Below are 25,983 nucleotides of genomic sequence, written 5' to 3' on the forward strand. Positions count from 1 at the left end.
TTGTTTCTTCGCACCCGCTGGCGTTTTCGCCACCTTCGCGCAAGCCAGCCCGGCTTCTTCCGGACAACCATCTGGTCGGGAGTTGGTCTGCTGCTGTGCGCCTGCTTCTGGCCGGCCTACGCGCTCGCTTATGGGTTGAATGCCGACGGGGGACATGCCGGCTACGAGAACCTGCACTCAGGCTTGACCGCCGGCGTCGCCATCGCCTGCGCGATAGTGTGCGGCGTGGCCTGGGCGCACACGCGCAACGCGCTGTATGCAGCAGGCATGGCCTTCGCGCTGGTCGAAGGGTTGTTCCGTTCGCTGCCCGATCTGATGCCGCCGGGCGCGCTGCAAGCTGCCTCTTATGCCGCCCTGCTCGCCCTGACCGCGCCCCTGCTGCAGGGATCGCGCATTGCAACCGGACTGGGCGTTGCGTGCCGGTGGATCAGCATTGCGCTGTCCGGCGTGGCGGCGCTGGCGCTGATCTTCGTGTATGAAACGGAATCGGGAGTGCTTCCTGCGGCCATTGCCTGCGTGTGCGCTGCGCTGAGCGTGCCGCTGGCGCTGTGGTTCCTGGCCAGCGCGGTGCGGCAGCGGTCTGGCCGCCCGGCCAACCTTGCGCTGATGCTCGCGTTTGGCGCATCAGCCTGGATTCTCGGACACGACGCGTGGCACGCAAGCGGCGCAGACGCCGCGGATGCGAGCTTCGAAATGCTGAGGCTGATGCTGGTGTCAGGCACGCTGGTCTGGCTGGCGCTGGATGCCTCCAACAGTGCCGCGCCCGCGCGCAACAATGGCGCCGGCTCGGACGCCGAACACCTGGCGCAAGGCGAACTGCGGCTGGCCGAACTGGCCGGTGCGCTGGACACGCAGCGGCAGATGAACGCGCTGATCTCGCACGAGCTGCGCGCGCCCTTGGCCACCATCAGCGCCGCGGCGCAATCGCTGGACATGATCCTGTCGGACAGTGGCGAAACCGTGGACACGCGGCTCGCGCGTATTCATCGGTCGGTTGCGCGGATGACCGAGCTGATGGATCAGTTGCTGAATCAGGATCGCCTCGAGGAACATGCCTGGAGCCCGCGCGGCGAACAGACAGACATGGCCGACCTGGTGCGCGACGTGGTGAATGCCATGCGCCCGGATACTGCGCATGCCCTGGTGCTCGAAGCGCAAGCGCCGCAGCCGGTATTCTGTGATCGCCCGCTCACCAGCGTCGTCGTGCGCAACCTGATCCACAACGCCATCAAGTATTCGCCGGCCAACGAACCGGTGCGAATCGAGACGGGTCATACACGGGTCGGCGACACGGCCATGACCTGGGCAGCCGTCGTGGACCGCGGCCCGGGGATTGGAGAAGAGGAACAAGCCCGGATCTTCGAGCCGCGCTTTCGGCGGTCCGCGCATCGCGAAACCCAGGGCATGGGGATCGGGCTGTATCTGGCCCGGCGCATCTGCCAGAGCCAGGGCGGTTCGCTGACGATGCAAAGCAAGGTGGGCGTGGGCACGCGTTTTGTCATCACCCTGCCCGCCAACGGGCAGTCGGCTTAAGCGCTGCACGGGCCTTGGCGTCAGCCGCAGCCGCGGCCGGGTCAGGCCGCGAACACGTAGCCCTGACCGCGCACCGACAACACCGGCAGTTTGAGTCCGGCGCTCTGCGCCTTGGCGCGCAGACGGCTCACCAGCACGTCGATACGCCGCAACTCAAACCCGCCCGGGCTGTCGGGCAGGAAGAGTTCAGCCAGCGCCTGCCGGCTGACGGCACTGCCCGCGGCGTCCATCAGGGCTACCAGGAACGTCCGTTCCTGCGCGCTCAGGTGCAGCGAGGCGCCGTCGGGCGCCACCAGGATCCAGCCGCCGTCCTGCAGCGACCAGTTCGTATCCGCCGACGCGCGCGTCTCGGCGTCAGCCGGGCGTGGCGCCTTGGCCAACCGCATGCGGCGCGCCAGGCTGCGAATGACGGAGCTGAGTTCCAGCAAATCCACCGGCTTGGTCATGTAGACGTCGGCGCCGCCCTCCAGGCCGCGGACGCGGTCTTCCAGGGCGCTGCGGCCCGTCAGCATGACGATGCCCACCGGGCTCAAGGCACGCAGGCGCGTCGCAACGGAAAAGCCGTCTTCGCCTGGAAGATGGGCGTCGAGAATGACGATGTCGCACGGCTGCTCTTGCAGGCGGCGGTAGAACGCCACTGCATTGTCACAAGCGAACGCCACGCGAAAACCGTAGCCGCCCAAGCCCAACGCCAGTTCCTCGCGGAAATCGGCGTCGTCCTCGAGCAGTCCTATACATAGCAAACCATCTGCACCAGGCATATTCAGAGTGCTTTACATTGAAATTGTCGACAAATACCCCTGGAGCGCCCACGCGATCAAAAATGCCCCGGAGCCGGCAATCTTACGACTTTTACAATGGAAACGAATGATTGCAGCGAAAAAAATGGCGATATTTCACATTTTTACCGGGATTTTTTTGTTAATCCCGGGAATGTCGCAGGATTAATGCCATCGACGTTATCGCAAAATTATCTTCATGACGAGCAACTCACTTCGATTCCACCAGCCCAATCCGGGGGCAGGCCGGCATAGCGTTCAAAACCCTCCTGGGCGACGAAGGGGCTTCGCAGCAGTTTCATGAGCGTTTCAATTTCGCTGGCGTCGCCGGCCTTGGCCGCGCGAATCGCCTGTTCTGCCAGGTGATTGCGCAGCACGTACAAGGGATTCACGCCGTTCATGGCGGCCGCCGTATCCGCCGCAGGCCGCCCGTCCTGCGCATGCCGGGCCAGCAGCTTGTCGAGCCAGGCGCTAGCTGCGGGACGGTCGATAAACAAATCCTCAAAGGCGCTGCGCTGTCCCTGCGTGGCGTCGGCCAGCCGACGCCAGGACAACGTGAAGTCCGCCTGATTGGCGTCCATCAGTTTAAGCAGATCGTCCAGCAACGCCTCATCGTCAGGACGCCACGCCGCCAAACCCATCTTGGCGGCCATCTTGTCATGGAACGCGCGCGTGAAAATGGCTTCGTATTCATCCAGCACGGCGCGCAATGCGTCGGCGTCCTGCACCAGCAGGTGCAGACTGCCGCCTAGCCGATACAGGTTCCAAAGTCCCACTGACGGCTGCCGATTCCAGGAGTACCGACCTTCGGCATCCGAATGGTTGCAGATATGACCCAGCCGGAATCCGTCCATGAAACCATAAGGGCCGTAATCCAGCGTCAGCCCCAGGATCGACATATTGTCGGTATTCATCACGCCGTGGCAAAACCCGACAGCCTGCCAGTCCGCCATCAGCAACGCCGTGCGCCGCGTGACTTCACGCAGCAGATTCACATACGGGGCCGTCTCGGACGCCGAATCGCCAGTCGGCACGTCGCGGCACTCGGGGTAATAGCGGTCGATCACATAATCGGCCAGCGTTTTCAGCATGTCGGGCTGACGCCGTGACGACCAATGTTCAAACGAGCCGAACCTGACGAAACTGGGCGACATCCGCGTCACGATCGCGGCGGTTTCGACGGTCTCGCGCATGACCGGATCATCGGAAACGACCAGCGCCAGGGCGCGCGTGGTGGGCACGCCCAACCCGAACATCGCCTCGCTGGCCAGGTACTCCCGCACGGAAGACCGCAGCACGGCCCGCCCGTCGCCCATCCGCGAGTACGGCGTCATGCCCGAGCCCTTGAGCTGCAGTTCCCAGGCGCCCTCGGGCCCTTGAACCTCGCCCAGCAGATGCGCCCGACCGTCGCCAAGCTGCCCTGCCCACACGCCAAACTGGTGGCCGCTATAGACGGCGGCCAGCGTATCGCCGCCCGGCAATGGCTGCCCGCCGGAAAACACCCGCAGGAATTCGGGGGTGGTCAGGACCGACGGATCCAGGCCGATCAGGGCGGCCGCCTGTTCGTTGGCGTGCAGCAGACGAGGATTGTTCAGCCCGCGCGGCGCCAGCCGGGTGTAGAAAGCCTCGGGCAGGGCCGCAAAGGAGTTGACGGCTTGCAGTTCGGACAGGGACTGGGCATTCATGCGCGTTGACTCCGGGCAGCGCGCTTGGCGGGCCGCACATAAAAGATGGCGCTGAGGAAAAAGGTGGTGGACAAGATGATCTCGCCCCACGCCATCAAGACGGACAGCGGCGCCGGATCCGACATGGCGCGCACCACGCCTTCCATCAGATACAGCAGCGACAGCATGGCCGCCCACTGGTAGGTGTAGAGATTGCCTCGCACGATGCCCCGCAGCGGGAACGCCAGCGGCAAGGCTTTCAGCAGCATCCAGGAACCGCCCGGCCGCACCGGCGCCACCACGGTTTCCCAGGCGACGCACAGCACGATCAGGGCAAACAATGAAACCGAGGCGACGAGGCGCAAGCGGGGGTTGAGTTCGGGATTCATGCTGCTATTATCGCCTGATGAATCGCCCCGCCGAGCCCGCCGCCGCTACGCCGGCGGTCAAAGAACGACCAACCTCGCGCATTTCCCGGGTCGCGAGGACCGGACGCGTATTTCGTTTCGTCCTCCAACGCGCCAACGAAGAAAAGCTGCTGCAGGTTGCCTCCAGCCTCACCTTCACCACCGTTCTGGCAATCGTCCCCATGCTCGCGGTGGTGCTGTCGCTGTTCACGGCCTTTCCCGTGTTCCAGGAATTCCGGGTCGCCCTCGAGGACTTCCTCACCACCAGCCTGATGCCGCCGTCCGTGTCGGACAACATCATGGACTACCTGAACCAGTTCGCGCACCAGGCGTCGCGCCTGACCGCCATTGGCGGCGCGTTCCTGCTGGTCACATCGCTGCTGCTGATCATGACGATCGACCAGGCCTTCAACGACATCTGGCGCGTCTCGCGCCAGCGTCCCCTGCCGCAGCGGGCACTGGTGTATTGGGCCATCATCACGCTCGGACCCGTCCTGGCTGGCGCCAGCTTGTGGGCGACCTCGTTCGTGGCCCGCGAATCGCTGGGTCTCATCAAGGACGTCCCTGAAGTCATCAGTGTCGTCGTCTCGTTCATCCCGCTGGTGCTGACCGGCCTGGGCTTTGCCGCGCTTTTTGTCGTCGTGCCCAACCGCGACGTGCTGTGGCGCGACGCGCTGATCGGGGGCTGTGTCACGGCCATCGTGCTGGAAATCATGAAGTCCGCGTTCGCCTTCTACCTGACCCGGTTTCCCACCTACACGGTCATCTACGGCGCCTTCGCCACGCTGCCAATCTTCCTGCTGTGGATCTACCTGTCCTGGCTGGCCGTGCTGCTGGGCGCAACGCTTGCTTCCAGCGCGCCGCTGATCCGGCTGGGACGCTGGCACATCAACCGCTACCCGGGCGCCTCGTTCGTCGACGCGCTGGATGCGCTGCGCGCACTGCGCCGCGCGCAGCTCTCGACGCCCGGCGGCGTGGCCGCCAACACGCTGGCCTCGGAGCTGCGGCTGCATCAGGATGAACTCAATGAAGTCCTGGAAACGCTGAGCAAGATGGGACTGGCCACCCGCAGTCCCGAAGACAACTGGATGCTGACGTGCGACGCGCGCGAGACCTCGTTGGCGCCCGTCGTGGATCGCTTCCTGCTGGACCGAAGCCAATCCCGCGTCCGCAATGACCCCGACATCCTGCGCATCGCATCGTCCGTAAATTCGCCGCAAACCACGCCAACGCTGGAAGAACTCTGCGGAGAAGCGCAAAATACCGGAAATGGAGTCGCCCCAGTGCTGCAACTGGAAGCGAACAAGAAATAGCAAAGCATAGGGCGCAGTCCGCCCCAGGAGATACCGATGTTGAAGGTCAGTGAGATTTTGCGCGTCAAGGGCGATACGCTCTATACGGCGTCGCCCGACATGCCCGTGGCCCAGGCCGTGCAAACCATGAGCGAACAAGACATAGGCTCGCTGGTCATCATGGAATTCGGCACCCTGACCGGCATGCTCACGTTCCGCGAAATCATCCGCCACATGCACGCGCACGGCGGCGCAGGCGATACGACCATCCGTTCCATCATGGACGATGCGCCGGTCAGCGTTTCGCCCAACACCAGCGCCGACGAAGTTCAGCGCCTGATGCTCGAAAAGCACGCCCGCTACATCCCCGTCATGGACGGCCCCACCCTGATGGGCGTCATTTCGTTCTACGACATGGCGCAGGCCATCGTCGCGGCGCAGCAGTTCGAAAACAACATGCTGAAGGCCTACATTCGCGATTGGCCTGCCGAAAGCGCGGAGCCCGCCCAGTCCTGAGCCCGCCGGCGCCCTTGCGGCGCCGGCTGCGGATTCACATCCCGGCGGACGCGGCCTCGCGCGCCGCGTCGCGCGCACCCGGCGCATGCCGCTGGCTGCGCCACGCGTCGTAGATCAGTTCCGGATTGTTCGCCGCCAAAAGGGCCGGATCCGACAACATCCGGCGCCACCGGCGCGCCCCTGACTGGCCATTCACCAGCCCCAGCATCGGACGCGTCATCACCCGCAAGGGCACGCCCTTGGCAACCTGACGCGCGGCGTATTCCGTCATCGCGTCCACGACCTGCGCATCGCTGGGCAGCCGCACCGACGGCCACAACTGCATTGACACTTCAGACAGCACGCGCGGCGTATGCCACGCGGCGCGACCCAGCATCACCCCATCAAAGGCTCCGGCCGCCTGCACGGACTGCCCGGCATCGGCCAGACCGCCATTGAGCACGAACGTGCAATCCGGAAAATCGCGCTTCAATTGCGCAACCACGTCGTAGCGCAGCGGGGGGATCTCGCGGTTGTCCTTGGGCGAGAGGCCCTTGAGCACGGCATTGCGCGCGTGCGCGATGAACACGCGGCAACCGGTGTCATAGACCTTGCCCACGAAATCGCGCACGAACTCATAGGATTCGTCGTAGTCCAGTCCCAGGCGGTGCTTGACCGTGACAGGAATGTCCACGGCGTCCTGCATGGCCTTCATGCAGTCGGCCACCAGGGCCGGCTCGGCCATCAGGCAGGCGCCAAAGGCGCCCTTCTGGACACGTTCGGATGGGCAGCCGCAATTCAGGTTGATTTCGTCATAGCCCCATTGCTTGCCAAGCTTGGCGGCGTGCGCCAATGCGTCGGGCTCGCTGCCGCCCAATTGCAAGGCGACGGGATGCTCGGCCTCGTCAAAGTCCAGGTGGCGGGCCACGTTGCCGTGCAGCAGCGCACCGGTGGTGATCATTTCGGTGTACAGACGGGCGCGCGGCGCCAGCAGACGGTGAAAGTACCGGCAGTGGCGGTCAGTGACGTCGATCATCGGGGCGACGCAAAGCCGCCAGTCGGGGGAGTCCAAGAATCACTCTACAAAACAAGGGGATGCGGTATTTTACGGTGCTTGGCGACATTGTGCCCGCCGGGATCGGCGCCCCACGTGGAACCGCTGCCCGAGGCCGCCCGCCATGTGGTCTAAAATTGCGGCGCCGCGACCCTGCACGCCCGTGCGCGCGTCCGTTCAACCCTCATACCGAAGATCCATGGCCGTATTCACCCCCGTATCCGATGACGACGCGCGCGCCCTGCTGGCGCATTTCGATCTGGGCGAGTTCGTCTCGCTTCGAGGCATTACGGCGGGTATCGAGAACACCAACTATTTTCTGTACACGACGCGGGGCGAATATGTCCTGACGCTGTTCGAGGTGCTGACGCAGGCGCAGCTGCCCTTCTACATTGAGCTGATGTATCACCTGGCCGAACGCGGCATCCCGGTGCCGCAGCCGCAGACGCTGCGCGACGGCACCCGCTTGACCACGCTACACGGCAAGCCGTGCGCCATCGTGTCGCGCCTGCCCGGCGGGTACGAGCCGGCCCCCGGCCCCGCCCACTGCGCGCTTGCCGGCGCCACCCTCGCCCGCGCCCACGTCGCGGCGCAGGACTTTCCGATCCACCAGCCCAACCTGCGCGGGCTGTCGTGGTGGCTCGAAACCGCGCCCAAGGTCCTGCCCTTTCTCAGCCCCGCCCAGGCCGAACTGCTGACGTCCGAACTGGCCGCCCAGCAGGCCGCCATCCAGACGCCCGCATGGCAGGCCTTGCAGTCCGGCCCCGCCCACTGCGACCTGTTCCGGGACAACGTCCTTTTTGCCGGCACCTTCGAAGATCCGCTCATGGGCGGCATCATCGACTTCTATTTCGCGGGCTGCGACACCTGGCTTTTCGACGTGGCCGTCAGCGTCAACGACTGGTGCATCGAGCGCGACACCGGCGAATTCATCCCCGAGCTGGTGCAATCCTGGCTGGCTGCCTACGCGGCGGTGCGCCCCTTCACGGACGCCGAGCGCGAAGTCTGGCCCCAGATGCTGCGAGCGGCAGCCCTGCGTTTCTGGCTGTCCCGGTTGTATGACTTCTTCCTGCCCCGCCCGGCGCAGACGCTCAAGCCGCACGACCCACGCCACTTCGAAAGAGTGTTGCAAGCGCGCCACCGCTCGGAACTGCCCGTCTTGCCGTAACCGCTACGCCCCCCATAATGGGAACAGCATCCCGTATTTGAGAGAACTCCCCTCTAGAGAGCCATGCAAGCAGCATTTCTACCCGCGACGTCCGGCTGGCTTTGGGTCCGCGACGGATTCCGTCTGTTCCGCAAACAACCCCTGGCCATGTTCACCTGGGCCATGGCGATCAGCCTGCTCGTCGTCTTTGCATCGGCAACGCCGCCGGTCGGCCCGATGCTGGTGGTGGCCCTGATGCCCATCATCACCCTGATGACGCTGTCCGCGTGCAAGCACGTCGAGGCCGACCGCGTCATGCTGCCGTCCATGTGGGGCAAGCCGCTCAAGCAGCCCGGCGTGTTCCGCAAGCTGTTCCTGATGGGTCTGCTGTATGCCGGCCTTTGCCTAGTGACAGGCCTGGCCATCTTCCTGCCCTTTTCCGATTCGATGATGGAAGGCATGCGCATCGCCTCGGTCGAAAAGAGCATGGAGCCGATCCTGTCGGCCATGGCCATGCCGCTGATGCTGTTCGCAATTTGCTACGTTGTGATCGCGGCGCTGTTCTGGCACGCGCCCGTGCTGGTGGCCTGGCACGGCCTGCGCCTGACGCAAGCCCTGTTCTTCTCCGGCATCGCGTGCTGGCGCAACAAGCTGCCGTTCATGGTGTACGGCGTTTGCTGGATCATGGTGTTCCTGTTCATCGACCTGTGCGCCGGATTGCTGGTTGCCGTCGGCTTGTCGCCCCAATTTGCCGGCACGCTGCAGATTCCGTTCAACATCGCGGCGGGCGGCGTCCTGTACTGCAGCTTCTATCCGGCCTATACCTCCGTGTTCGGCATCAATAACCCCGGCACGCATCTCGACAACGGCAACGGCGCGCAGGCATAACGTCACCCGCCACGGCGCAAGCGCCCGGCGCAATCCCACCACCCGGCCGTCCCGGCCGATAAACGCCACGTCGATGGCGTAACGCATACCAAAGGTATGCACCGCGGCGCAGGGAGTCAGCAGCACGCCTGCCCGCGGCCCCGGCGGGGCCCGCCCCAGCAACCCACGCATACGCCCACACCACCGCTTTACGGTCAGCAACCGCAAGCGCCCTTCGCGTAGTGGCATGGGGCGTCTCATTGCACGCTCTGCAACAACTGAACCGCAATCGGAAACGCCAGCACGATGAACGTGCACGGAAAGATGCAGCCGATCAACGGCAGCAGCATCTTCACCGGCGCCTGCATCGCCAGTTGCTCGGCCCGCGTGTGGCGATCGCTGCGGCATTGCGCCGCTTGCGCACGCAAGACCGGCCCCAGGCTGGCCCCAAGCGCCTCCGCCTGCGCCAGAGCCGCCGCCCAGTTTCGCGCCAGCGCGCTGTTGCTGCGTTCGGCCAATGTCTTGATCGCCACGGTTCTGGACACGCCCGCCCGCATTTCTGCCAGGGCATCCGTGAGCGCGTCGCGCAGCACACCCGGCGGACCGCTTTGTGCCGCCAATTGCAGCGCGCCCTGCACGCTCAAGCCCGCTTCGACGCACAGCGTCATCATGTCGAACACGAAGGGCAGATCCCGTTCGATGGCGCGGCATCGCTGCGCAGCCAGCCCCTTCAACCACAACGCCGGCGCCATGCCGGCGGCCAGCGCACACGCCAGCGCCCAGGGCAGCAGCGCCGCGTCGCCCGGCGGTGCCAGCGCAAGCGCTCCGGCGGCGGCCATGCCGCCGGCAGCCATAGCCGCGCTAGCGCACAACGCCGCGATGTGCGCATACCCGACTTCCCGCGGCAACGCCGCCCGTTCTATTGCCTGATCCAGCCGTAGCCGCCACCGCCACGAGCAGAGCGGACCCGCCAACGGCGCCACCGCAGCGATCCAGGGCCATGCGACGCGCCACCACCACGGCATGGCGCGCGCCGCATTCTGTTCCGCCTTCAACAACGGTCTCAACAGCACCCACGCAAGCCAGGCCGTCCCGGCCGCCGTCGCGGACATGCTCAGGTATAGCCACATCCCGCCCCCACTCAGATATCAATCCGCATGATTCGCCGGATCAGCAGCACGCCGGCCGTCTCCAGCACCGCCACGATGGCCAGCACGCCCCACCCCATCGGCGTATGCCACAACAGCCCCATGATTTCCGGCTCCAGTCGGTCGAGCACCGCCAGCAACAGCAAAGGCAAAGCCCCGACGATCCATGCCTGCAGCCGCCCCTGGGACGTCAACGCCAGCAGCTTTGCCTGCAATTGAAGGCGGACACGCAATGTCTGCGCGATGCTTTCCAGGGCTTCCGCCAGATTGCCGCCGGTCTTTGCCGCGATGCGCATTGCCGCCACCACCAGCGAGGTCGAGTCAGCAGGCATCCTGACCTGCAGATTGTCCAGCGCAACGTCCCACGGCACGCCCAGACGCTGTTCCCGCAGCATCAAACCGAACTCCTGGGCGAGCGGTGCGCTGCTTTGTTCCACGACATGGCGCAAACCGGTCGTCATGGCCACGCCGGCCCGCAACGCGGATGCCAGCATCAACAGCGCCATGGGCAATTGCGCTTCAAAGCGTCGCGCACGCCGTCGCCGCAAACCTTCTACAACCATTCGTGGCAGCCGCGCCGACGGGAGGGCGAACAAGACCGCCACCAGCGCGCTGCCGGAGGCCGTGAACGCGGCGACCGCGGCCGCTACACCGCAGCCAACTGCGCCCACCCACAATTGGCGCGGGTCGATGAACAAAAACACTTCGCTCAAGCGCACGCTCGCATCCTGGGTGTAGACCTCGCGGTAGCGCCGAAGCGCCGGCGCAAACCAGTTCTGCGCACGCCACGCCAGCAACCCGGCGCAAACCATGGCGGCCGCTGCCGCAAGCCAGATCATGGCAAGCTCTGCGCAAAAGGGCCGAAGTCAGACGCCCGGCCCGCCGAGTCCGAAAACCATGCGGTATCCAGGCTTACGCCCTTGTCCGCCCATTCCTGCGCGAATCCAGGTAGCGCGCCGCATCCGCGAAACCCATGGGCTCGATCAAAGCCGAACAGGTCCTGCAACTGAATGCGGCCGCTTTCCATGCCTGCCACTTCAACGATCGCCGTGACGACGCGGCGTCCATCCGACAACCGCGCCTGCTGCACGACCACATCCACACTGGCGGCAATGTGCTCACGGACTGCCGACAGCGGCAGGTCTAGCCCCGCCATCAAAATCATGGATTCCAGCCGGGCCAAGGCGTCCCGTGGAGAATTGGCGTGCAGTGTGGTCAGTGAGCCTTCATGGCCCGTATTCATGGCCGTCAACATGTCGAACGCCTCGGCGCCCCGGCACTCGCCCACCACAATGCGATCCGGCCGCATGCGCAACGCATTGCGCACGAGTTCCCGGATGTCGACTCGGCCTCTGCCTTCCTGGTTCGCCGGCCGCGCCTCCAGCGCGACCAGATGCGCGTGGTTCAGCCGCAACTCCGCCGCGTCTTCAATCGTGACCACGCGCTCGCCGTCAGGAATCTCGTTCGACAGGATGTTCAGCAGCGTCGTCTTGCCGGAACCCGTACCGCCTGAAACGACCAGGTTCTTGCGCATCCTTACGCATAGCGCCAGAAACCGTGCCATCGGGTCGCTTAGCGCGCCCAGCGCAATCAGGTCTGGCATCTGCGGCCGCCGCTGCGGAAACTTCCGGATGGTCAGGCTGGCGCCCTTCATCGCCACGGGGGGAATGATGGCGTGTACGCGTGACCCATCGGGCAGCCGCGCATCCACCATCGGAGAACTTTCATCGATGCGGCGTCCCAATGGGGTCACGATGCGTTCGATCACCCAGCGCACCGATTGCTCGCTGGTGAACGCAGCCGGTTCGCGCCACAGGCGGCCCGCACGCTCGACGTAAATTTCGTCGTAGCGGTTGACCATGATTTCCGTGATATCCGGCGCAGCGAGCAACGGTTCCAGCGGTCCGAGCCCCACCGCTTCGTCCAGCACCTCGCGGCAGAGCGCCGCCTTGTCGGCCTGCGACGGAAGTTCGGCGTCCGTGGCCACGATCTGCATCAAAAGACGCTCGGCCTCGGCGCGGAGCATGCCATCGCTCATCCCGGCCACATCGCGCCGGCGCAGGTCCAACGCGTTCAGCAGGGCCGCATGGAGGCGGCGGCGGTCGTGCAACCGATGAGCAGGGGCCGGCGAAGCCACCGCCGCCGGGACGCAAACAGCATCGTACGTTGGAGGTTGTCCGGATTGCGCGGCGCCCTGAGGCGCGGCATCCGGAGTGTCGACGCGGTCTGCTGCCTCGGGCGCAAGCCTCGACACGCGTAGCCTGCAAGGCCCGATAAGGATCTCGTCGTGAGGCAGCACCGGCGCGTGCCGCACCACCCTGACGCCGTTGACCATCGTACCCGCCAGCGTGCCCAGGTCTTCCAGGACGATGACGTCTGCTTCGCAAACCAGCCGGGCATGTTGCCGGCCAATCCTCCAGGTCGGAATCCGCAACGCGCAATCAGCGCCCCTTCCAATCAGCACCGGCGCGGGCAGCTTGAGCTGCTGCTGCGCGGCGTCCTCAAAGGTCAGTTCAATATTGAGCATCACGGCCCTTTCGCCAATGTCGAACCTCCACCCGCCGAACGCATGACCCATTGCGAGCCGGCGCCCGCGTAGGGATCCCACCCAGCCGCATCGGAAGGCACCGCCGTTCCCAGTTGGGGAGGATCCGGAAACGTCGACTCAAGCATCTCGCGTCCGCGCCGAACGCGATCCGCCATGGCGGGCTCGCCCTGCGACACGATCTTTGGCGTCACGAAGATAGCCAGTTCGGTCTCGCGGCGCTGATAGCGGGTAGAGGAAAACAACGCGCCCAGGATCGGGATGTTCCGCAGACCCGGCAAGCCGCTGACGTCGGAGCCCTGCTCGCGCGAGAGAAAGCCGCCGATGACAAGCGTGTTGCCGGAACGCACATTGAACTCGGTGGACGCGCGGCGTGTCCGCAGCGCCGGGCCGCCCGGAAGGCTTAGCGAGGTGTCGACTGAACTGGCCTCCACTTCGATGAGCGACCGGATGACGCCGTTGCGGTCGATCCGAGGCGTGATGTTCAGCGACACGCCATAGGGTTTGAATAGCGTGGTGGGATTGCCTTGCGCATCGGTGGAAGCGTAAGGCACTTCCCCGCCTGCAAGAAAGGTTGCGCTCGCGCCGCTTCGGGCAAGGAGCTGCGGTTGCGCAAGCATGACCGCTTCTCCCGTTTGCGCCAGCGCAGCAATACGTGCCGACAGCAAGGCGTTGACGCCGAAGTAACCCGCGGCCGACGAGACCGGTGCCGCCGTCTCGATGATCTGCTCGCCCGGCCGGGTCATGCGGCCACGAGATCCGCCATCCCACGCCAATCCTGCATTGACGCCCCCCTGCGTCAGGCCATCCCAGCGCACGCCGAACTCCTGCAGCCGCGACGTGGGAATTTCGACCACCTGCACGTCCAGCAGCACCATGCGGTCCCACCCGACCTGTCCCGTGAAATCCACGACCTCCGGATACCGGTCCGCCAGCGCCGCGATGCGCGAGCGGTCATCGTCGGACAGATCGTCGCCTTCGATCAAAATGCGGCCGCCCACGCTCGAGCTTCGCGCACCCGGGATGCGGGAGAGCAGGCTATGAACCTCTTCGCGCAAGCGCGGCGTACCGGCGGCCACCACGCGCAACTCATAGGCCGCGATGCGATCGCGGCCTGCCCAGACATGCACGGACGACACGCCTTCCGCCCGTGCGAACACCACGATCTCGCGCCCTTCGGCAGCCACGGCGTTGACCACCTGGCTATTGCCGATGGCCACCCGCCTCACGCCAGGGTGCGGCAACACGCGGGTCTCGCCGACCTGCAGTTCCAATGTCTGGGTGTCAGACCATGCGGGGTGGCAAACCAGGCACAGCACGAAGACCAGGAAAGTTCTTATTGGCGTCATGGCCCCTCCGAGTCGATGCTTGCCCACGCGTCCAGGCGATCGCCATAAAGAATGGCAACGCCCGGCGCAGGCTTGGGTTCAGCGTCCAGTCCGATGAGCGAAGCCAGATCGCTTTGCGCGGCGGGGTTCACGGATGCTGCGTCATCGCGATGACGCAACATTGCAGTCAACATCCCAGCCTGCCGCGCGGCGATGAACCGCATGGCTTCATCGGGCGTCGCCGCCAAGGTGATGTTGCCAGCGCCGTCCTCGCCCCCGACGGTCAGGACGCGCATGCTCTGCAGCACCGGCACGGTGAGCTCGCGTTGGCGGTGATTGAAGGTCACATAGATGTCGATCGCGTCGCCGCCCTTCAGCATGTCCGCCAGCCCGCCCAGATCGGTGGCGGCAACCGTGAGGGCGCGCTGCCCCGCCTGGAGCCGCGCGGCCAGCGAGGGCTGCGGCGCTTCGAAGGTCATGAAACTTCTGAGCAGGGGTTCGCCATGCGCGACATCAGCAAGAAGCGTGGCGCCGATCACGCTGCCGACCTCAAGGGGATCCACACTGGCCCCCGGCGCCCAGGGCTGCGGAATCTGGCGCACAGCAAGGTGCACCTCTTCGAGTAGCGTGCCGGCCGGCAGGTCATAAGCAGCCACCAGGCGACTGACCGACGGCGTGTGCGCCTCGGCCTCCAGCGCCTGGACGCGCTGCTGGACGTGTTCCCGCACGGCCCAGGCGGCCACCAGTCCTGCCAGCACGGCCAATCCGTACACGCCGGTACGGCGCAGCCGCACGGCGCCGCGAATGATCCAGGGATTCATGGCGCCCACCCCAGTGCACGCAGCCCGCTGCCGCCGTCCAAAGGCACCAACCACAGCTTCATCCGCTCGCGTTCACGCGCCCACCATTGATCGGCGCCATCGCCCTGCTGAACCCATCCCGCCCGCCGCATTCCGGCATCGAGGAGTTCGGCCAGTTTTTGCGGTGGCACCGCGTACTGCCAGATGCGGTCGGAAACCTTGACGCCGGACTCCATCACGGCGACATCCGATTTGACGCGCGCGCCCTTCGGCAGCCACCCGGGCAACTGCGCGGTGGGAGCCGCACGAACACTGATCGCCGAAAGGCTGCCGACAGTACGGTCCATTCCAGCACTTTCCAATTGCGCCACCCAGCGGTCACTGCCGATGCGGCCGGACAAGATGAGTTGTCCTGGCAGCACGTGCAGATCTGCCAATGCAGGCTGCTGGGCAGCCAGCGTTTTGGCTACGGCCGACGGGCTTTGGGGCACATCGAACACCCATACCTGCGCGGGCATCCCGTGCAGCCACATCCGGTCTGCCAGGCGCTCGCGCACAGCCCCCGCGGGCAATTGCAGGCCCTCAAGGCTGAGGACGCCCGCTGACGCACTGGCGCGCTGAGGCAGCAACAACCCACCACATAGGCCAACGCCGACTGCGAGGAAACCAAGGCGGCGCCACCTGCCCCACCGCTTGGGAAACGTTCGGGCCCGATTCATCTTCCGTCCTCCACACGCTTGCCAAGCCGATCATTCGGCACCACGTCATGCCACGCCGAAAGCCAATCCAGCGACAACGCAGGCCGCCTCCATGGGACCTCGACCTTGCTGACCTGAGGCTGCATGCGCTCGGCCTCGGCCAGCGACGTGCGGCCGGCCTGCAACCACCCTGCCGACGACGCGCCTATGCGTCGTTGCGCGTCGGCGTCGCCATGCGCATAGCCCGCTCCGCTTGCGACACTGATGTGACGCGAGATCGGCAATCCAAACATGGCGTTCCCCGGAAGCGGCAGCGAACGGGTCTGCACGGACAACAACTGCATTGCCCCGCCGAACCACTCGTTCTGCAACGCCGCGGCGCCGGCCACGGCGGTCCCGGGCCGACTCTGGGCCGCGTCGGTCAGGACCATTCCTGACGGCGCACGCAGCGTTGCCGCCGGCTGGCCCAACGCCACCGCCATGACAGCCTGCCGGCTGGCTTGCGTGTTGCGCTGCGCTGAAAACTGCATGGCGCCGATATCGGAGACCGCCCAGAGCAGCACTGCCATCAGCGGCAACATCAGCAACGCCTCGACCACCGCCTGCCCGCGTTCGGTTGACCCGCGCCTCTTCATCGAAGCCTCCCGGCCTGCACGGCTTCCTGCTGCGTAAGCGCGGACAGGCGAGCCTGCCAATAGGGCCGAAAGAGCGTGGCCAGTTCCGACCTGCCGTCGGCGCGCCGTTCCGGCCGCGCAAAGTGCGTCTCGGCCGCCGTGCTGACCGTGACGGCGCCGGTCCGCCCCAATGCGGTGTAGCGAAACTGACCACTTGGCGCGGCGACGGCACTGTCGGCATCCGTGGTTTTGACGAAGGTGGAATCCAGGCTGACCGCGATGGCAAACCGTAAGGGCTCAGCCAGACGCTTCGACGCGACTTCCCGATACGCCGGCAATCCGCGCCCCGGCCAGCGCCGGGCCGACGCCATGGCGTAGGAATTCGCCATCGAATTGGTGGCCCCGTCAAAGATGTTCCACGAGGTGGCGTGCTCGATCCACCGCCAGAAGTCCTCCTGCGAAAAGTCTGCGGGCGGATCCTCGACATATTCCACGTCGTCTGGGGCACGGCTTTTTTCGCCCTGCACGGTTCCCCATCCCATCGCGTACTCGCGAAAATAGCAGCCGATCCAGCGGTTCGAGCGCAGCGCGTGGTAGGACTGCGTGTCCAACGCGCCCCAATGGCCGTCCGGCCCCAGCCAGGTCGAACCGCGCCGCCTGAGCTCGTGCCGATGCAAGGGACAACGTGAGCTGACGGCCCAAGGATTGCGACGTGTGTCGTTGCGGCGATCCAGGAACCCATAGCGAGCCACCGCGTCTTCCGTTGCAGGGCGCAAGCCGGCCTTGCGCGTCGCGGCGTGGCGCTCCGTGTAGCCAGGCCACCCGTCGGTCAGCAGTCTCAGATCAATTGGCGATGCAGCAGCGGACGCCCCGCCAGCGTTGATCTCACCGAACGCCGGATAGTTGGCAGCCAGCACCTCACGCATTGCACGCTCCCGTGATGCCGTAAGGTCACCCACAATCTCTCGCGCCGCCATTTCCAGCACCTGATGCACGACGCGATCGTGTTGCGCGAAAGCAGAGGCGAGCCGGCCGTCGGCATTCGAAGGCCCCCGCGCGCCCTGATAGGCCGCCCCGGCGTCGGGTCCGAAAAGCATGGCGATCAGGCTGGCCGGCGGGTTGCCTCGCTGGCGCTGCGATTGCATCGCATCGAGATAGTGCGCGGACGCTCCCAACGTCACCATATGCGCCATGGCAACCTGATGCGCGATCTGGCTGCGATTCACGTAGGCAATGGCATTGAGTGCCCGCGCCTGAACCAGCGCGCCGCTATAGGCGGCCGCGTCGGCCGCATGGGTGAGGCGGCTTCGCGCCTCGATGGTCTGGCCAAAGTTGTACAGGACCACCAGCGACGCCGCACCGACGGCCGCAATGACGATACCCAAGACCAGGGCTTGGCCGCGCTGTTGATCGGCGAACATGATGGGATGCGCCCTCAATTCGCGATCTCGGCATTGCCGGTAAATGACTTGAGCGACCGCGCCTTGGTCTGCGCGGCAGCCTTCTGGGCCGCCTGCTGCGCGGCTTTGGACTGCGTGCTGCCATCTTCGCCAGCCAGCTCGCGGGCCATCGCTGCCGTCTGCGAACGCACCACTTGTCCGAAATACTGATAGACCGCGATTGCCGCGACGGCGACCAGCGCCACCACGACAATGTATTCGGTCATACCTTGGCCCAACTGGCGTTTTCGATGCCCCCACATGTCTGCTCTCCCGTGCAATGAACGTGGAGGCCAGTGTCGCCAGCCGGCGGCCGGCGGACAATTCGTGGATGCCGAGACGGACAAATTCGCCCCCGCACCTTGACGCGCGCGCCCGTCAAGAAACCTGGAAAAGAAGATGATTCAACCCCGTTTATCGCAAGGGTTTCCCCTATTGCCGGGCCGGATTGCCAGCAGTAGATTTGAGTTGCCGGGCTGTCTGACACCCATCGCGTGCGAAGCCGGGCAGGAGCGCCTCAGACTCATCTTGAGCTGGGGCGCTCTTCCATTTGGGGGGCCTGCTGGCGGGGCTTTGCTATTCGCGGGAGCTATTGCCCTTTCGCGTACGAGCCTTGGACGATCCCTACCATTGCACGCGAAACCCGATCATGCCACCCACGGAATGGTTGTCGCTCATGTTGTTGGTGGCGCCGGCTACGCTCAGGTTGCCATACACACCGTAGCGCCCCTTGTTCCACAGGTAGGTTCCACCGACGCCAAGCTCGGCCCACAGACGCTCATCCCGGCTTCGAAAAGACACGCCGGCCACGTTGACGTTTGTGCCATTCATGAACTCGTTATAGAGATTCGCGATGGCGTACACATGCGTTCGCCCCGCCGCGCCCTTCGCACCAGAATATTCAGGTTCATAATCGAGCGACACGCCTAAACGTCCGGTCAGACTGTCGCCATCGTCAAGCCGCACCTTCGCGCCGAACGGGTCCGTGAAACTGTCGAAGTCCACGCGAGACCGAATCAACTGCGCCTGCGGAGTCAGCGAGAACCCCTTACCGATGTCATAGCGATAGCCCGTCTCCACCGAGATGGCGACGCCGTTTCCGTTGTTGCCCTTCACCTCATCACGCCCGATCGTGCGCGACGAGATATCGCTGTCGAACCACATGGCCTGCAATTGTCCATCCATGTAGAACCCGCTGGCGCCGTACCAGGTCAGGTTGGCGCCCACGCCCGTGCCGGTCGTGTCGATCTTGCCCCGGCCGTACGGAGACGCAATATCGGCGGACGCGTTGCCATGGGAAAGATTCACGCCGGCCACCAGCATCGACCCATCCGGCCGGCGGTTCGCCACGACGTCAATGCCGGTTTGCAGCTTCCACAGATCGATATCCCGGCTCGACTTCGTCGCCGACTGTGCCGGGTTCATTGAACTGGTGGAGCCTTGGATGCGAGCCCACCCTCCGTATTTTTCTCCGGCTGCGGGCAGTTGACCGTCAGTTCGCCAGAACCGGTTTCCGATGCGTTGCTGCAACGTCGGCACCGTATTGAGGGAAGCGAGCACCTGGGGATACTGCTCGAAAAGCGGTATGCCAGGCTGATAGCGCGGCCCCTCTTCGGGCATGCCGGGAATTTCCTCCACCGGTGCGCCAGGCCCGGGTTCGGGTTCCGGAATGGGTCCGGGTCCGGGTCCGGGCCCTGGTTCCGGTTCGGGAGCCGTCCCGGGCTCCCTGAACTCGGATACGAGGTACCAGTGACCGTCCGCGGGCGTCTCGCTGCCGCCGTGTTCAAGCGTGTACGCATACGCGCCGGCGATCACGGCTTGCTGACCGTTTTCGGCCCGGTAATCGCCCTGAAGGGTGAAGGCATTTGCGGGCGACGCGCCGCCGACCTCAATAACTCGAATGCCGTTTATCGTCTGCGCCCCGCTGCCACTCAGGTTGGTGACTTTGACAGCGGTATCGCCCGCAACATCGCCCGTCACAACCAGTTTGTCAGCGGGCGACGCGTCATTGCCGAGCACCGTCTCCAGTTGCAGCAGCGAACCGCTGCTACCCGTATAGTTTCCGCTGATGGTCAGCGTGCCCAACGATGCCCCGGGCGATACGGTGCCTGCGTTGACGACACTGCCCACCCGTCCGCGCCCTTCCAACGTACCGCCCGTAAGAATCTGCATCGACGCGCCCGATAGATCGCGATTGACCTGAAGAATGCCCGCGCCGCCTATTCGCGCGACACCCGTAAAGTCCCTGTGGTCCGCATTCAGGATGGTGCGCCCCGCCATCGCTTCGAGCCGCCCGCCGCCGACCAATCCAGTATTGGACCCCGCGGCATTGTTGGCGCCATTGTTGATCGTCGCATCGAACTCATAACTGGAAGACGTGTGATTGAAAATCACATGGCTGTCGCCCGGGCCAAATGAAACGCGCGTGGTTTCCAGCGTGCCAGGCGCAACCGGCGCAGTGCCCGCATCGCTGCCGATGACAAGCTTGCCGATCCCGGAAGCTGTCGAGCCTATCAGCGCGCCGGGAGCGATCACCTTCCCGCCTTCGGAGATCGTCAGGCTGCCACTTCCGAACGAGCCAATCTGAATGGGCGAGGCGGAAAGCCACTGAGAATTGGCCCCGCTAACAATTACCGCTCCTTTGCCGCCAAAGACGCCAATGGAGCCTGAACCCGTCGAAACATAGCCGCCATCCGCGATGTTCAAACTCCCCATACCCGACATTCCGATGAAGAGCAGCTGATTGTTTATCCATTGCGAGCCCGCACCAGTGACGGTCACAACGCCTACGCCATCGTCGAATTCCCCGAGGGTGGCGCGCTGACTCTGGACCACGCCGCCCCCGGCAACCGTCAGCGCCCCTGCCGCACTCCACCCTACATTCAGCATGCTCAACCCGTCGAAGGACACCTCCCATCGCGCGTTCGGTCCGGTCACCGAGACCAACCCGGCGCCGCCAGCAATACCCCCCAGGTAAGCGTCGGGGCTGCTCACCAGGCCGCCACTCAACACATTGAGCGTGCCGCTTCCCGCGTTGCCGACAAGGAGAGAAGTATTTATGTTCCAGGGGGAAGCTTGCGTGCCCGGGACGGATACCGTCTGCCCGCTCTCGATGGTGATCTGAGCGGCCGATAGCCAAGGAAATGCCAGGAGAGGGAGCAGCGACGAGCGAGAAAGCACGCCGGCGTGCAGAGCGTTGTTTTTCATGAAACTTCCTCCGATCGAGCTTCGGTATCAGCACATGCCAAACATCGGACGGGGCGGATGGGTCCTCCCGTCATCGCCCACAGCCGTGAGCGGTTTCGAGGATTATTGAGGAATAGTCCTTTTGGACGAGGAAGTGTTACGCGGGGTTACCAATACAGAACGGTCAACGATGCGCGGTCATTGAGCCTTCTCGTACGCCCGGACGCCAAAAACAAAACAGCCGCCATTGCTGGCGGCTGCGATACCTGATTGCTCAGGTTTCTTTCGTAGCCTTCCGAAAAGCTGGTCGTCACAGTGGCGACCGCGGACCCGTTCCTCTTCCGTCCACCCCTGGAGACGCTGGAGTTCTCATTCCCCTCCCCCGAGCGTGTGGGCGAAGGTACTTCTGCTAAATGAGATGCTGGCTCAGCGCATCACACCCGCCGAGCGGGCACGCCGCTTGACCACCCGTCCTCAAGACGTCACCCGCATCGTCAATCTTGGGCACTCCACGAAGATCGACACGATCTCAGCGGCCTTGCGAACTATGGGAAAGGATTTCGATATTTCTGTTCGTGAAGCGTAACCAGACGCGCCCGGCTAGATCTAAGGGCACCGTGGAAAAGTAGAGGTCAATGCTTGGCTGGGAAGTCGGCCGGCCACCGCATGCGACGCGGCGCGTCTGGCGCGTCCTTGGGCTGAGGAGTTTACCGGCCGCTCGGGATCTTGAGGCGGGGTTGGCCGCTTGGTATTGCCATCCTTCGGGGTATCGCTCATCGGGGAACCTCACACGCAGTAGCGCCTACCCGGCGCTGTCGTGGTCATCATCGCATGAGCGAATGCTACTTGGTAGCCCCGATGGCCCTCGCGGAATCCTGAAGCCCGTCATCTGATCAGCCCATCCTGCAGCATCCTTTCCGACCTCGCCAAGTCGTCGTCCGAGGCTTTGAACTTGGCCGAGACACCTCCAAATAGGCCGATCCAGTCGGGGCCGGCGCCATCAGGTCCGCCGCCGGCGTTTGGGTCCCGGTCCGCCGGCCGTCAAGCTGCTTGAGCAACCCGCCAACTAGGAGCGAAAGCGGCATCACGATCGCGCTCCGCTTGAGCCAGCTTCGACTCGGCTTGTTGTCACGCCAGGACGGCGCTGCGGTAAGCACGGTCTCTTTCCTCCTGTCAGGCGCGCTAGATGGCCGCCTGGCGCTTCTCGATTTCCGCCAGTCTGGCGTCGTCGGCGTCGCGGTACTGGTTTGCGCCGTAAATGTTCCAAGCGATCACTCCGCACGTACTCAGCAGCGCGACGGTGGACGGTTCTCTCTAGCCCCGCTCTCTGGAAACAAAAAAGCCGCCCAGAGGCGGCTCGAAGATAATGCGGCTGTCTTAGAAGTTCAGCGGCGCGATGAACTTGCCGGCGATGACGATTCCTTGTCCTCCGACCGGCGAAGCACCAGTAAGGCGGAATGACGAACCATCGGTGGTGCCATTCAGCTTCAGGGTAAACGGCCGGGACCCCGTGTTGAACACGCTGTTTGCGCCGTCTACGTACGCGCGCACCGAGAGTTCGCCCGTCATGCTCATCTTGGCGTTAGGATCGGATCCAGACAAACCGTATGAGCCGCTATAGATCATCTGGTTATCGCCGCCGCGGATAGTTCCATTCTCCAGCACGACGACACCACCAGCGCCAGGGATAGACGCAGCGAAATCCACCTTCCAAAAGCCTTCAATCAGCATGTGCTTCTCCTGATGGTTGGATTGCGGCATTGCAAGCCAGGAAAAGTATTGCTGTCGCGTACAGTAAAGTCCATGCGAAGGATCAAACGAAAGCGCCGGCTTTCGCTCGGAGCGTCAGTTCTTCAGGGCGCAAGAGCCCGCGCGTATTGTGATGATTGTTGAAAGTATTTACCAGGAACCGATGTTAGGACGGGCCACCAATACTCGGCGTGCACGCGGGCGCTGGCGTCGTCTCTGGTGCTGCTGATCTGCACGCACTCTTCCTTTGCGACTAAGACACGCCGGACTCCGGTGCGCAGGACCGCGGGCAGCCGAGTGTCGGCCCTCGCGTCCACATAGTTGATGATCTGCTTCATCTCGAACCATCGCCCAGGGTAGACGGCCAGTAGGTCAATCACTTCCTTCGCGTTCTTCACGGCAGCCTCCTTTCGACCTGGCCGCGGAACAGGTTTAGGTACAGTTTTTATTCGGTTTCCATCAGCGCCACGCCTGTCGTAGTGGCGATGCAAGCGCGCGCGGCCTTGCGCCGGCCTTTCGGATCCAGGCCGCCGAACTTGGCGTTCCTTTGCGGGTACTCGGCGATGATCATCATGCGCTCGTGCCACGGCAGCGCCGAGTGCATGGCCTCCACCACCTGGACTTGGTCGTGCAGGATCGGCCTGTGACCGCCCTCCCAAGACACATCGGCCTCCATATTTCCCAAAGTGGCGCTGGACCCGGTCCAGCGGGCTCAGTTCCACAACACGAATGCCATCGAAACAGCGCTCAGCCAGAGCGGCAAAAATTCCCACACACAAAAGAAAACGCGGGCTGCATGAACTTCATGCAAACCCGCGTCAATTCTTGGTAGGCCCCCCGAGAGTCGAACTCGGCACCAACGGATTATGAGTCCGCTGCTCTAACCAGGCATGAGCTAGAGGCCCAGGAAATTTACTGCCCTTCCAGGAAGCTCTTCAGCTTGTCGGCCCGGCTGGGGTGACGCAGCTTGCGCAGCGCTTTAGCCTCTATTTGGCGGATGCGCTCGCGCGTGACGTCGAACTGCTTGCCCACTTCTTCCAGGGTCTGGTCGGTGCTCATTTCGATACCGAAACGCATGCGCAGGACCTTGGCTTCACGCGGGGTCAGAGAGTCTAGCACTTCCTTGACCACGTCGCGCATCGAACCATGCAGCGCTGCGTCCGAAGGCGCCAGCGTGGACGTGTCTTCGATGAAATCACCCAGGTGCGAATCGTCGTCGTCACCGATGGGCGTTTCCATGGAGATCGGTTCCTTGGCGATCTTCAGGATCTTGCGGATCTTGTCCTCGGGCATGTCCATCTTCTGCGCCAGCGTCGCGGGATCCGGCTCAGCGCCGGTTTCCTGCAGAATCTGACGGCTGATGCGGTTCATCTTGTTGATCGTTTCGATCATGTGAACCGGAATACGGATGGTGCGTGCCTGGTCGGCGATGGAGCGCGTGATGGCCTGACGGATCCACCACGTTGCGTAGGTCGAGAACTTGTAGCCGCGACGGTATTCGAACTTGTCCACGGCCTTCATCAGGCCAATGTTGCCTTCCTGGATCAGATCCAGGAACTGCAGGCCACGGTTCGTGTACTTCTTGGCGATCGAGATCACCAGACGCAGGTTGGCTTCGGTCATTTCGCGCTTGGCCTTGCGAGCCTTGGCTTCGCCGGTGGCCATGCGCTTGTTGACGTCCTTCAGGTCCTTCAGCGGCAGCACGACGCGCGTTTGCAGGTCGATCAGCTTCTGCTGCAGTTCCTGCACGGCGGGAATCTGGCGCTCCAGCGTTTCGGCGTACGGATGGCCAGCGGCCACTTCGTCGACGACCCACTGCAGGTTCGTTTCGTTGCCGGGGAACACCTTGATGAAGTGCAGGCGCGGCATGCCGGCCCGGTCCACACACGTATGCAGGACAGCACGCTCGAGCTGACGGACTTCTTCAACCTGGTTGCGCAGCGTGTCGGCCAGCTTTTCCACCATCTTGGCGGTGAAGCGGATGCCCATCAGTTCGTTCTGGATGGATTCCTGGGCGCGCACGTAGATGTCCGACTTGTAGCCGTCCTTCTCGTACGACAGGCGCATCTTGTCGAACTGCTTGTTGACCTCGTCGAACTTGGCCAGAGCCTTGACGCGCAGGTCTTCCAGCTGCTTGCTGGACATGCCGCCGGCGGGGCCGTCGTCGCTTTCGTCTTCGTCCGCGGTGACACCGGCGCCGGCGTATTCTTCGCCGTCTTCCGGATCGACCAGGCCGTCGACGACTTCGTCGATCTGTGCCTGGCCTTCACGCACGCGGGTGATGTGGGCCAGGATTTCGTTGATGGTGGTCGGGCAGGCCGAGATGGCCATGACCATGTGCTTCAGGCCGTCTTCGATGCGCTTGGCGATTTCGATTTCGCCTTCGCGGGTCAGCAGCTCGACCGAACCCATTTCGCGCATGTACATGCGGACCGGGTCGGTGGTGCGGCCGAAATCGGAGTCCACGGTCGTGAGCGCGGCTTCGGCTTCGTCTTCGACGTCGTCGTCGTTGGACGCTACCGGCGCGTTTTCGCTCATCAGCAGGGTTTCGGCATCGGGCGCCTGGTCATAGACCGCGATACCCATGTCGCTGAAGGTGCTGATGATGCCGTCGATGGCTTCCGCGTCGACCAGATCGTCGGGCAGATGGTCGTTGATTTCGCCGTACGTCAGGTAGCCGCGGTCCTTGCCCAGCTTGATCAGCTGCTTCAGGCGATTGCGGCGCGCTTCGTATTCTTCCGGCGTGACGGGACCGCGGGCGATCAGGTCCTTGGGATCGGCCTTGCCACGCTTGCCGCCGCGCTTCGGCGGCTTCAGGTCGGGCAGGACTTCGCCTTCGCCGTCCATCGGATCGTCGAAACCATCGGAGTCGTTGTTGGCGTTCTTGGCGGGGCGGCCCGGACGGCGGCCGCTCGGTGCGGGGCGCGCGCTGCCGACCAGGTCGGCAAGCTTGTCTTCGGCCTTCTTGGCGCGGGCCTTCGTCACCTTTTCAGGCTTGTCCGCGGCAACGGCCGTCTTGGCTGCCTTTTTGGCAGCTGTCTTGACAGCGGGCTTGGCGACCTTCACCGCCGTCTTGGCGGGCGCTTTTTCCGCGGCCATGCTGACGGCGCGCTTGGGCGCCACAGCCTGGTTTTCGGCCGCATCAATTGCAGAGGAGGATTTGCCGGTGGATTTGGTCATAGTCGCTTCCGTGGTCGTCGCAACCCGTTTGGGCATGTTGCACCGCATAACGCCGCGC

The 25,983-nt window shown here is 64.2% G+C and carries 23 protein-coding genes, 1 tRNA gene and 1 pseudogene; 5 read left to right on the forward strand and 20 right to left on the reverse strand.

The window, feature by feature from the left end; genetic code table 11:
* Positions 1-1,533, forward strand: a complete 1,533-nt coding sequence (locus HV681_RS22000) for a sensor histidine kinase (protein WP_175125009.1) — start codon at positions 1-3, stop codon at positions 1,531-1,533.
* A 41-nt stretch (positions 1,534-1,574) separates the two neighbouring features.
* On the opposite strand, the gene HV681_RS22005 is transcribed toward HV681_RS22000, so the two are convergent.
* From HV681_RS22005 to HV681_RS22015, 3 genes are all read right to left on the reverse strand, one after another.
* A complete protein-coding gene (locus HV681_RS22005) occupies positions 1,575-2,294 on the reverse strand; it encodes a response regulator transcription factor (protein ID WP_043518814.1) in 720 nt (239 codons plus the stop codon).
* Positions 2,295-2,509: 215 nt separating this feature from the next.
* Complete coding sequence (locus tag HV681_RS22010; protein ID WP_175125010.1) at positions 2,510-3,997, reverse strand: protein adenylyltransferase SelO; 1,488 nt, start codon at positions 3,995-3,997, stop codon at positions 2,510-2,512.
* Entirely contained in the window at positions 3,994-4,365 is a 372-nt protein-coding gene (locus HV681_RS22015) for a DUF2069 domain-containing protein (RefSeq protein ID WP_056571311.1), read from the reverse strand. Before HV681_RS22015 ends, HV681_RS22010 begins: the two co-directional genes overlap by 4 nt.
* A 17-nt stretch (positions 4,366-4,382) precedes the next feature.
* Here HV681_RS22015 and HV681_RS22020 point away from each other — a divergent pair, with 17 nt between their 5' ends.
* Positions 4,383-5,696, forward strand: coding sequence for a YihY family inner membrane protein (locus HV681_RS22020; RefSeq protein WP_175125011.1), 1,314 nt, complete (start codon positions 4,383-4,385; stop codon positions 5,694-5,696).
* A gap of 36 nt (positions 5,697-5,732) precedes the next feature.
* A complete protein-coding gene (locus HV681_RS22025) occupies positions 5,733-6,191 on the forward strand; it encodes a CBS domain-containing protein (protein ID WP_056315762.1) in 459 nt (152 codons plus the stop codon).
* Between the two features lie 34 nt (positions 6,192-6,225).
* Here HV681_RS22025 and dusA read toward each other — a convergent pair whose 3' ends face one another.
* Positions 6,226-7,206, reverse strand: a complete 981-nt coding sequence (gene dusA, locus HV681_RS22030) for a tRNA dihydrouridine(20/20a) synthase DusA (RefSeq protein WP_254594251.1) — start codon at positions 7,204-7,206, stop codon at positions 6,226-6,228.
* Positions 7,207-7,423: 217 nt separating this feature from the next.
* Between dusA and HV681_RS22035 the strand changes: the two genes are divergently transcribed.
* Positions 7,424-8,392 carry a homoserine kinase gene (locus HV681_RS22035; RefSeq protein ID WP_175125013.1) on the forward strand — a complete coding sequence of 323 codons (969 nt, stop codon included), beginning with the start codon at positions 7,424-7,426 and terminating at the stop codon, positions 8,390-8,392.
* Between the two features lie 63 nt (positions 8,393-8,455).
* Complete coding sequence (locus HV681_RS27925; RefSeq protein WP_224776787.1) at positions 8,456-9,259, forward strand: BPSS1780 family membrane protein; 804 nt, start codon at positions 8,456-8,458, stop codon at positions 9,257-9,259.
* A gap of 6 nt (positions 9,260-9,265) precedes the next feature.
* Here the strand turns inward: HV681_RS27925 and HV681_RS28140 are convergent.
* From HV681_RS28140 to rpoD, 16 genes and pseudogenes are all read right to left on the reverse strand, one after another.
* Positions 9,266-9,499 (reverse strand): annotated as a pseudogene (locus tag HV681_RS28140) (DUF192 domain-containing protein); the annotation flags it as partial.
* Complete coding sequence (locus HV681_RS22045) at positions 9,496-10,368, reverse strand: type II secretion system F family protein (protein ID WP_175125015.1); 873 nt, start codon at positions 10,366-10,368, stop codon at positions 9,496-9,498. The gene HV681_RS22045 and the pseudogene HV681_RS28140, both read right to left, overlap by 4 nt.
* A gap of 11 nt (positions 10,369-10,379) precedes the next feature.
* Positions 10,380-11,225, reverse strand: a complete 846-nt coding sequence (locus HV681_RS22050; protein WP_175125016.1) for a type II secretion system F family protein — start codon at positions 11,223-11,225, stop codon at positions 10,380-10,382.
* Entirely contained in the window at positions 11,222-12,913 is a 1,692-nt protein-coding gene (locus HV681_RS22055; protein ID WP_175125088.1) for a TadA family conjugal transfer-associated ATPase, read from the reverse strand. The genes HV681_RS22050 and HV681_RS22055 overlap by 4 nt, the downstream gene beginning before the upstream one ends.
* A complete protein-coding gene (locus HV681_RS22060; RefSeq protein ID WP_175125017.1) occupies positions 12,913-14,280 on the reverse strand; it encodes a type II and III secretion system protein family protein in 1,368 nt (455 codons plus the stop codon). Before HV681_RS22060 ends, HV681_RS22055 begins: the two co-directional genes overlap by 1 nt.
* The gene (gene cpaB / locus HV681_RS22065; RefSeq protein WP_175125018.1) at positions 14,277-15,080 is read right to left on the reverse strand and encodes a Flp pilus assembly protein CpaB; all 804 of its coding nucleotides are present in this window, start codon (positions 15,078-15,080) and stop codon (positions 14,277-14,279) included. Before cpaB ends, HV681_RS22060 begins: the two co-directional genes overlap by 4 nt.
* Complete coding sequence (locus HV681_RS22070; protein ID WP_239214600.1) at positions 15,077-15,691, reverse strand: hypothetical protein; 615 nt, start codon at positions 15,689-15,691, stop codon at positions 15,077-15,079. The genes cpaB and HV681_RS22070 overlap by 4 nt, the downstream gene beginning before the upstream one ends.
* An 83-nt stretch (positions 15,692-15,774) precedes the next feature.
* A complete protein-coding gene (locus HV681_RS22075) occupies positions 15,775-16,338 on the reverse strand; it encodes a pilus assembly protein (RefSeq protein WP_254595036.1) in 564 nt (187 codons plus the stop codon).
* Positions 16,339-16,388: 50 nt separating this feature from the next.
* Positions 16,389-17,792: a pilus assembly protein TadG-related protein gene (locus tag HV681_RS22080; RefSeq protein WP_175125021.1), complete on the reverse strand. Its 1,404-nt coding sequence runs from the start codon at positions 17,790-17,792 to the stop codon at positions 16,389-16,391.
* Between the two features lie 14 nt (positions 17,793-17,806).
* Positions 17,807-18,073, reverse strand: a complete 267-nt coding sequence (locus HV681_RS22085; RefSeq protein ID WP_056315734.1) for a hypothetical protein — start codon at positions 18,071-18,073, stop codon at positions 17,807-17,809.
* A 361-nt stretch (positions 18,074-18,434) separates the two neighbouring features.
* Positions 18,435-21,017, reverse strand: coding sequence for an autotransporter family protein (locus HV681_RS22090; protein WP_175125022.1), 2,583 nt, complete (start codon positions 21,015-21,017; stop codon positions 18,435-18,437).
* A 1,356-nt stretch (positions 21,018-22,373) separates the two neighbouring features.
* Positions 22,374-22,727, reverse strand: coding sequence for a GrlR family regulatory protein (locus HV681_RS22095; protein WP_175125023.1), 354 nt, complete (start codon positions 22,725-22,727; stop codon positions 22,374-22,376).
* Positions 22,728-22,849: 122 nt separating this feature from the next.
* The gene (locus HV681_RS22100; RefSeq protein WP_175125024.1) at positions 22,850-23,143 is read right to left on the reverse strand and encodes a hypothetical protein; all 294 of its coding nucleotides are present in this window, start codon (positions 23,141-23,143) and stop codon (positions 22,850-22,852) included.
* Between the two features lie 47 nt (positions 23,144-23,190).
* Positions 23,191-23,409, reverse strand: a complete 219-nt coding sequence (locus HV681_RS22105; protein ID WP_254595037.1) for a hypothetical protein — start codon at positions 23,407-23,409, stop codon at positions 23,191-23,193.
* Between the two features lie 162 nt (positions 23,410-23,571).
* Positions 23,572-23,650, reverse strand: a tRNA-Ile gene (locus HV681_RS22110).
* A 7-nt stretch (positions 23,651-23,657) separates the two neighbouring features.
* The gene (gene rpoD, locus HV681_RS22115) at positions 23,658-25,925 is read right to left on the reverse strand and encodes an RNA polymerase sigma factor RpoD (RefSeq protein WP_175125025.1); all 2,268 of its coding nucleotides are present in this window, start codon (positions 25,923-25,925) and stop codon (positions 23,658-23,660) included.
* Between the last annotated feature and the right edge of the window lie 58 nt (positions 25,926-25,983).

It is taken from the genome of Achromobacter animicus (genome assembly GCF_902859585.1).
Lineage (GTDB): Bacteria > Pseudomonadota > Gammaproteobacteria > Burkholderiales > Burkholderiaceae_B > Achromobacter > Achromobacter animicus.

Coding starts and splice junctions, on each gene's coding strand:
- HV681_RS22005 (WP_043518814.1), bottom strand. CDS start 2,294: ATGCCTGGTGCAGATGGTTTGCTATGTATAGGACTGCTCGAGGACGAC.
- HV681_RS22010 (WP_175125010.1), bottom strand. CDS start 3,997: ATGAATGCCCAGTCCCTGTCCGAACTGCAAGCCGTCAACTCCTTTGCG.
- HV681_RS22015 (WP_056571311.1), bottom strand. CDS start 4,365: ATGAATCCCGAACTCAACCCCCGCTTGCGCCTCGTCGCCTCGGTTTCA.
- HV681_RS22020 (WP_175125011.1), top strand. CDS start 4,383: ATGAATCGCCCCGCCGAGCCCGCCGCCGCTACGCCGGCGGTCAAAGAA.
- HV681_RS22025 (WP_056315762.1), top strand. CDS start 5,733: ATGTTGAAGGTCAGTGAGATTTTGCGCGTCAAGGGCGATACGCTCTAT.
- dusA (WP_254594251.1), bottom strand. CDS start 7,206: ATGATCGACGTCACTGACCGCCACTGCCGGTACTTTCACCGTCTGCTG.
- HV681_RS22035 (WP_175125013.1), top strand. CDS start 7,424: ATGGCCGTATTCACCCCCGTATCCGATGACGACGCGCGCGCCCTGCTG.
- HV681_RS27925 (WP_224776787.1), top strand. CDS start 8,456: ATGCAAGCAGCATTTCTACCCGCGACGTCCGGCTGGCTTTGGGTCCGC.
- HV681_RS22045 (WP_175125015.1), bottom strand. CDS start 10,368: ATGTGGCTATACCTGAGCATGTCCGCGACGGCGGCCGGGACGGCCTGG.
- HV681_RS22050 (WP_175125016.1), bottom strand. CDS start 11,225: ATGATCTGGCTTGCGGCAGCGGCCGCCATGGTTTGCGCCGGGTTGCTG.
- HV681_RS22055 (WP_175125088.1), bottom strand. CDS start 12,913: ATGCTCAATATTGAACTGACCTTTGAGGACGCCGCGCAGCAGCAGCTC.
- HV681_RS22060 (WP_175125017.1), bottom strand. CDS start 14,280: ATGACGCCAATAAGAACTTTCCTGGTCTTCGTGCTGTGCCTGGTTTGC.
- cpaB (WP_175125018.1), bottom strand. CDS start 15,080: ATGAATCCCTGGATCATTCGCGGCGCCGTGCGGCTGCGCCGTACCGGC.
- HV681_RS22075 (WP_254595036.1), bottom strand. CDS start 16,338: ATGTTGCCGCTGATGGCAGTGCTGCTCTGGGCGGTCTCCGATATCGGC.
- HV681_RS22080 (WP_175125021.1), bottom strand. CDS start 17,792: ATGTTCGCCGATCAACAGCGCGGCCAAGCCCTGGTCTTGGGTATCGTC.
- HV681_RS22085 (WP_056315734.1), bottom strand. CDS start 18,073: ATGTGGGGGCATCGAAAACGCCAGTTGGGCCAAGGTATGACCGAATAC.
- HV681_RS22090 (WP_175125022.1), bottom strand. CDS start 21,017: ATGAAAAACAACGCTCTGCACGCCGGCGTGCTTTCTCGCTCGTCGCTG.
- HV681_RS22095 (WP_175125023.1), bottom strand. CDS start 22,727: ATGCTGATTGAAGGCTTTTGGAAGGTGGATTTCGCTGCGTCTATCCCT.
- rpoD (WP_175125025.1), bottom strand. CDS start 25,925: ATGACCAAATCCACCGGCAAATCCTCCTCTGCAATTGATGCGGCCGAA.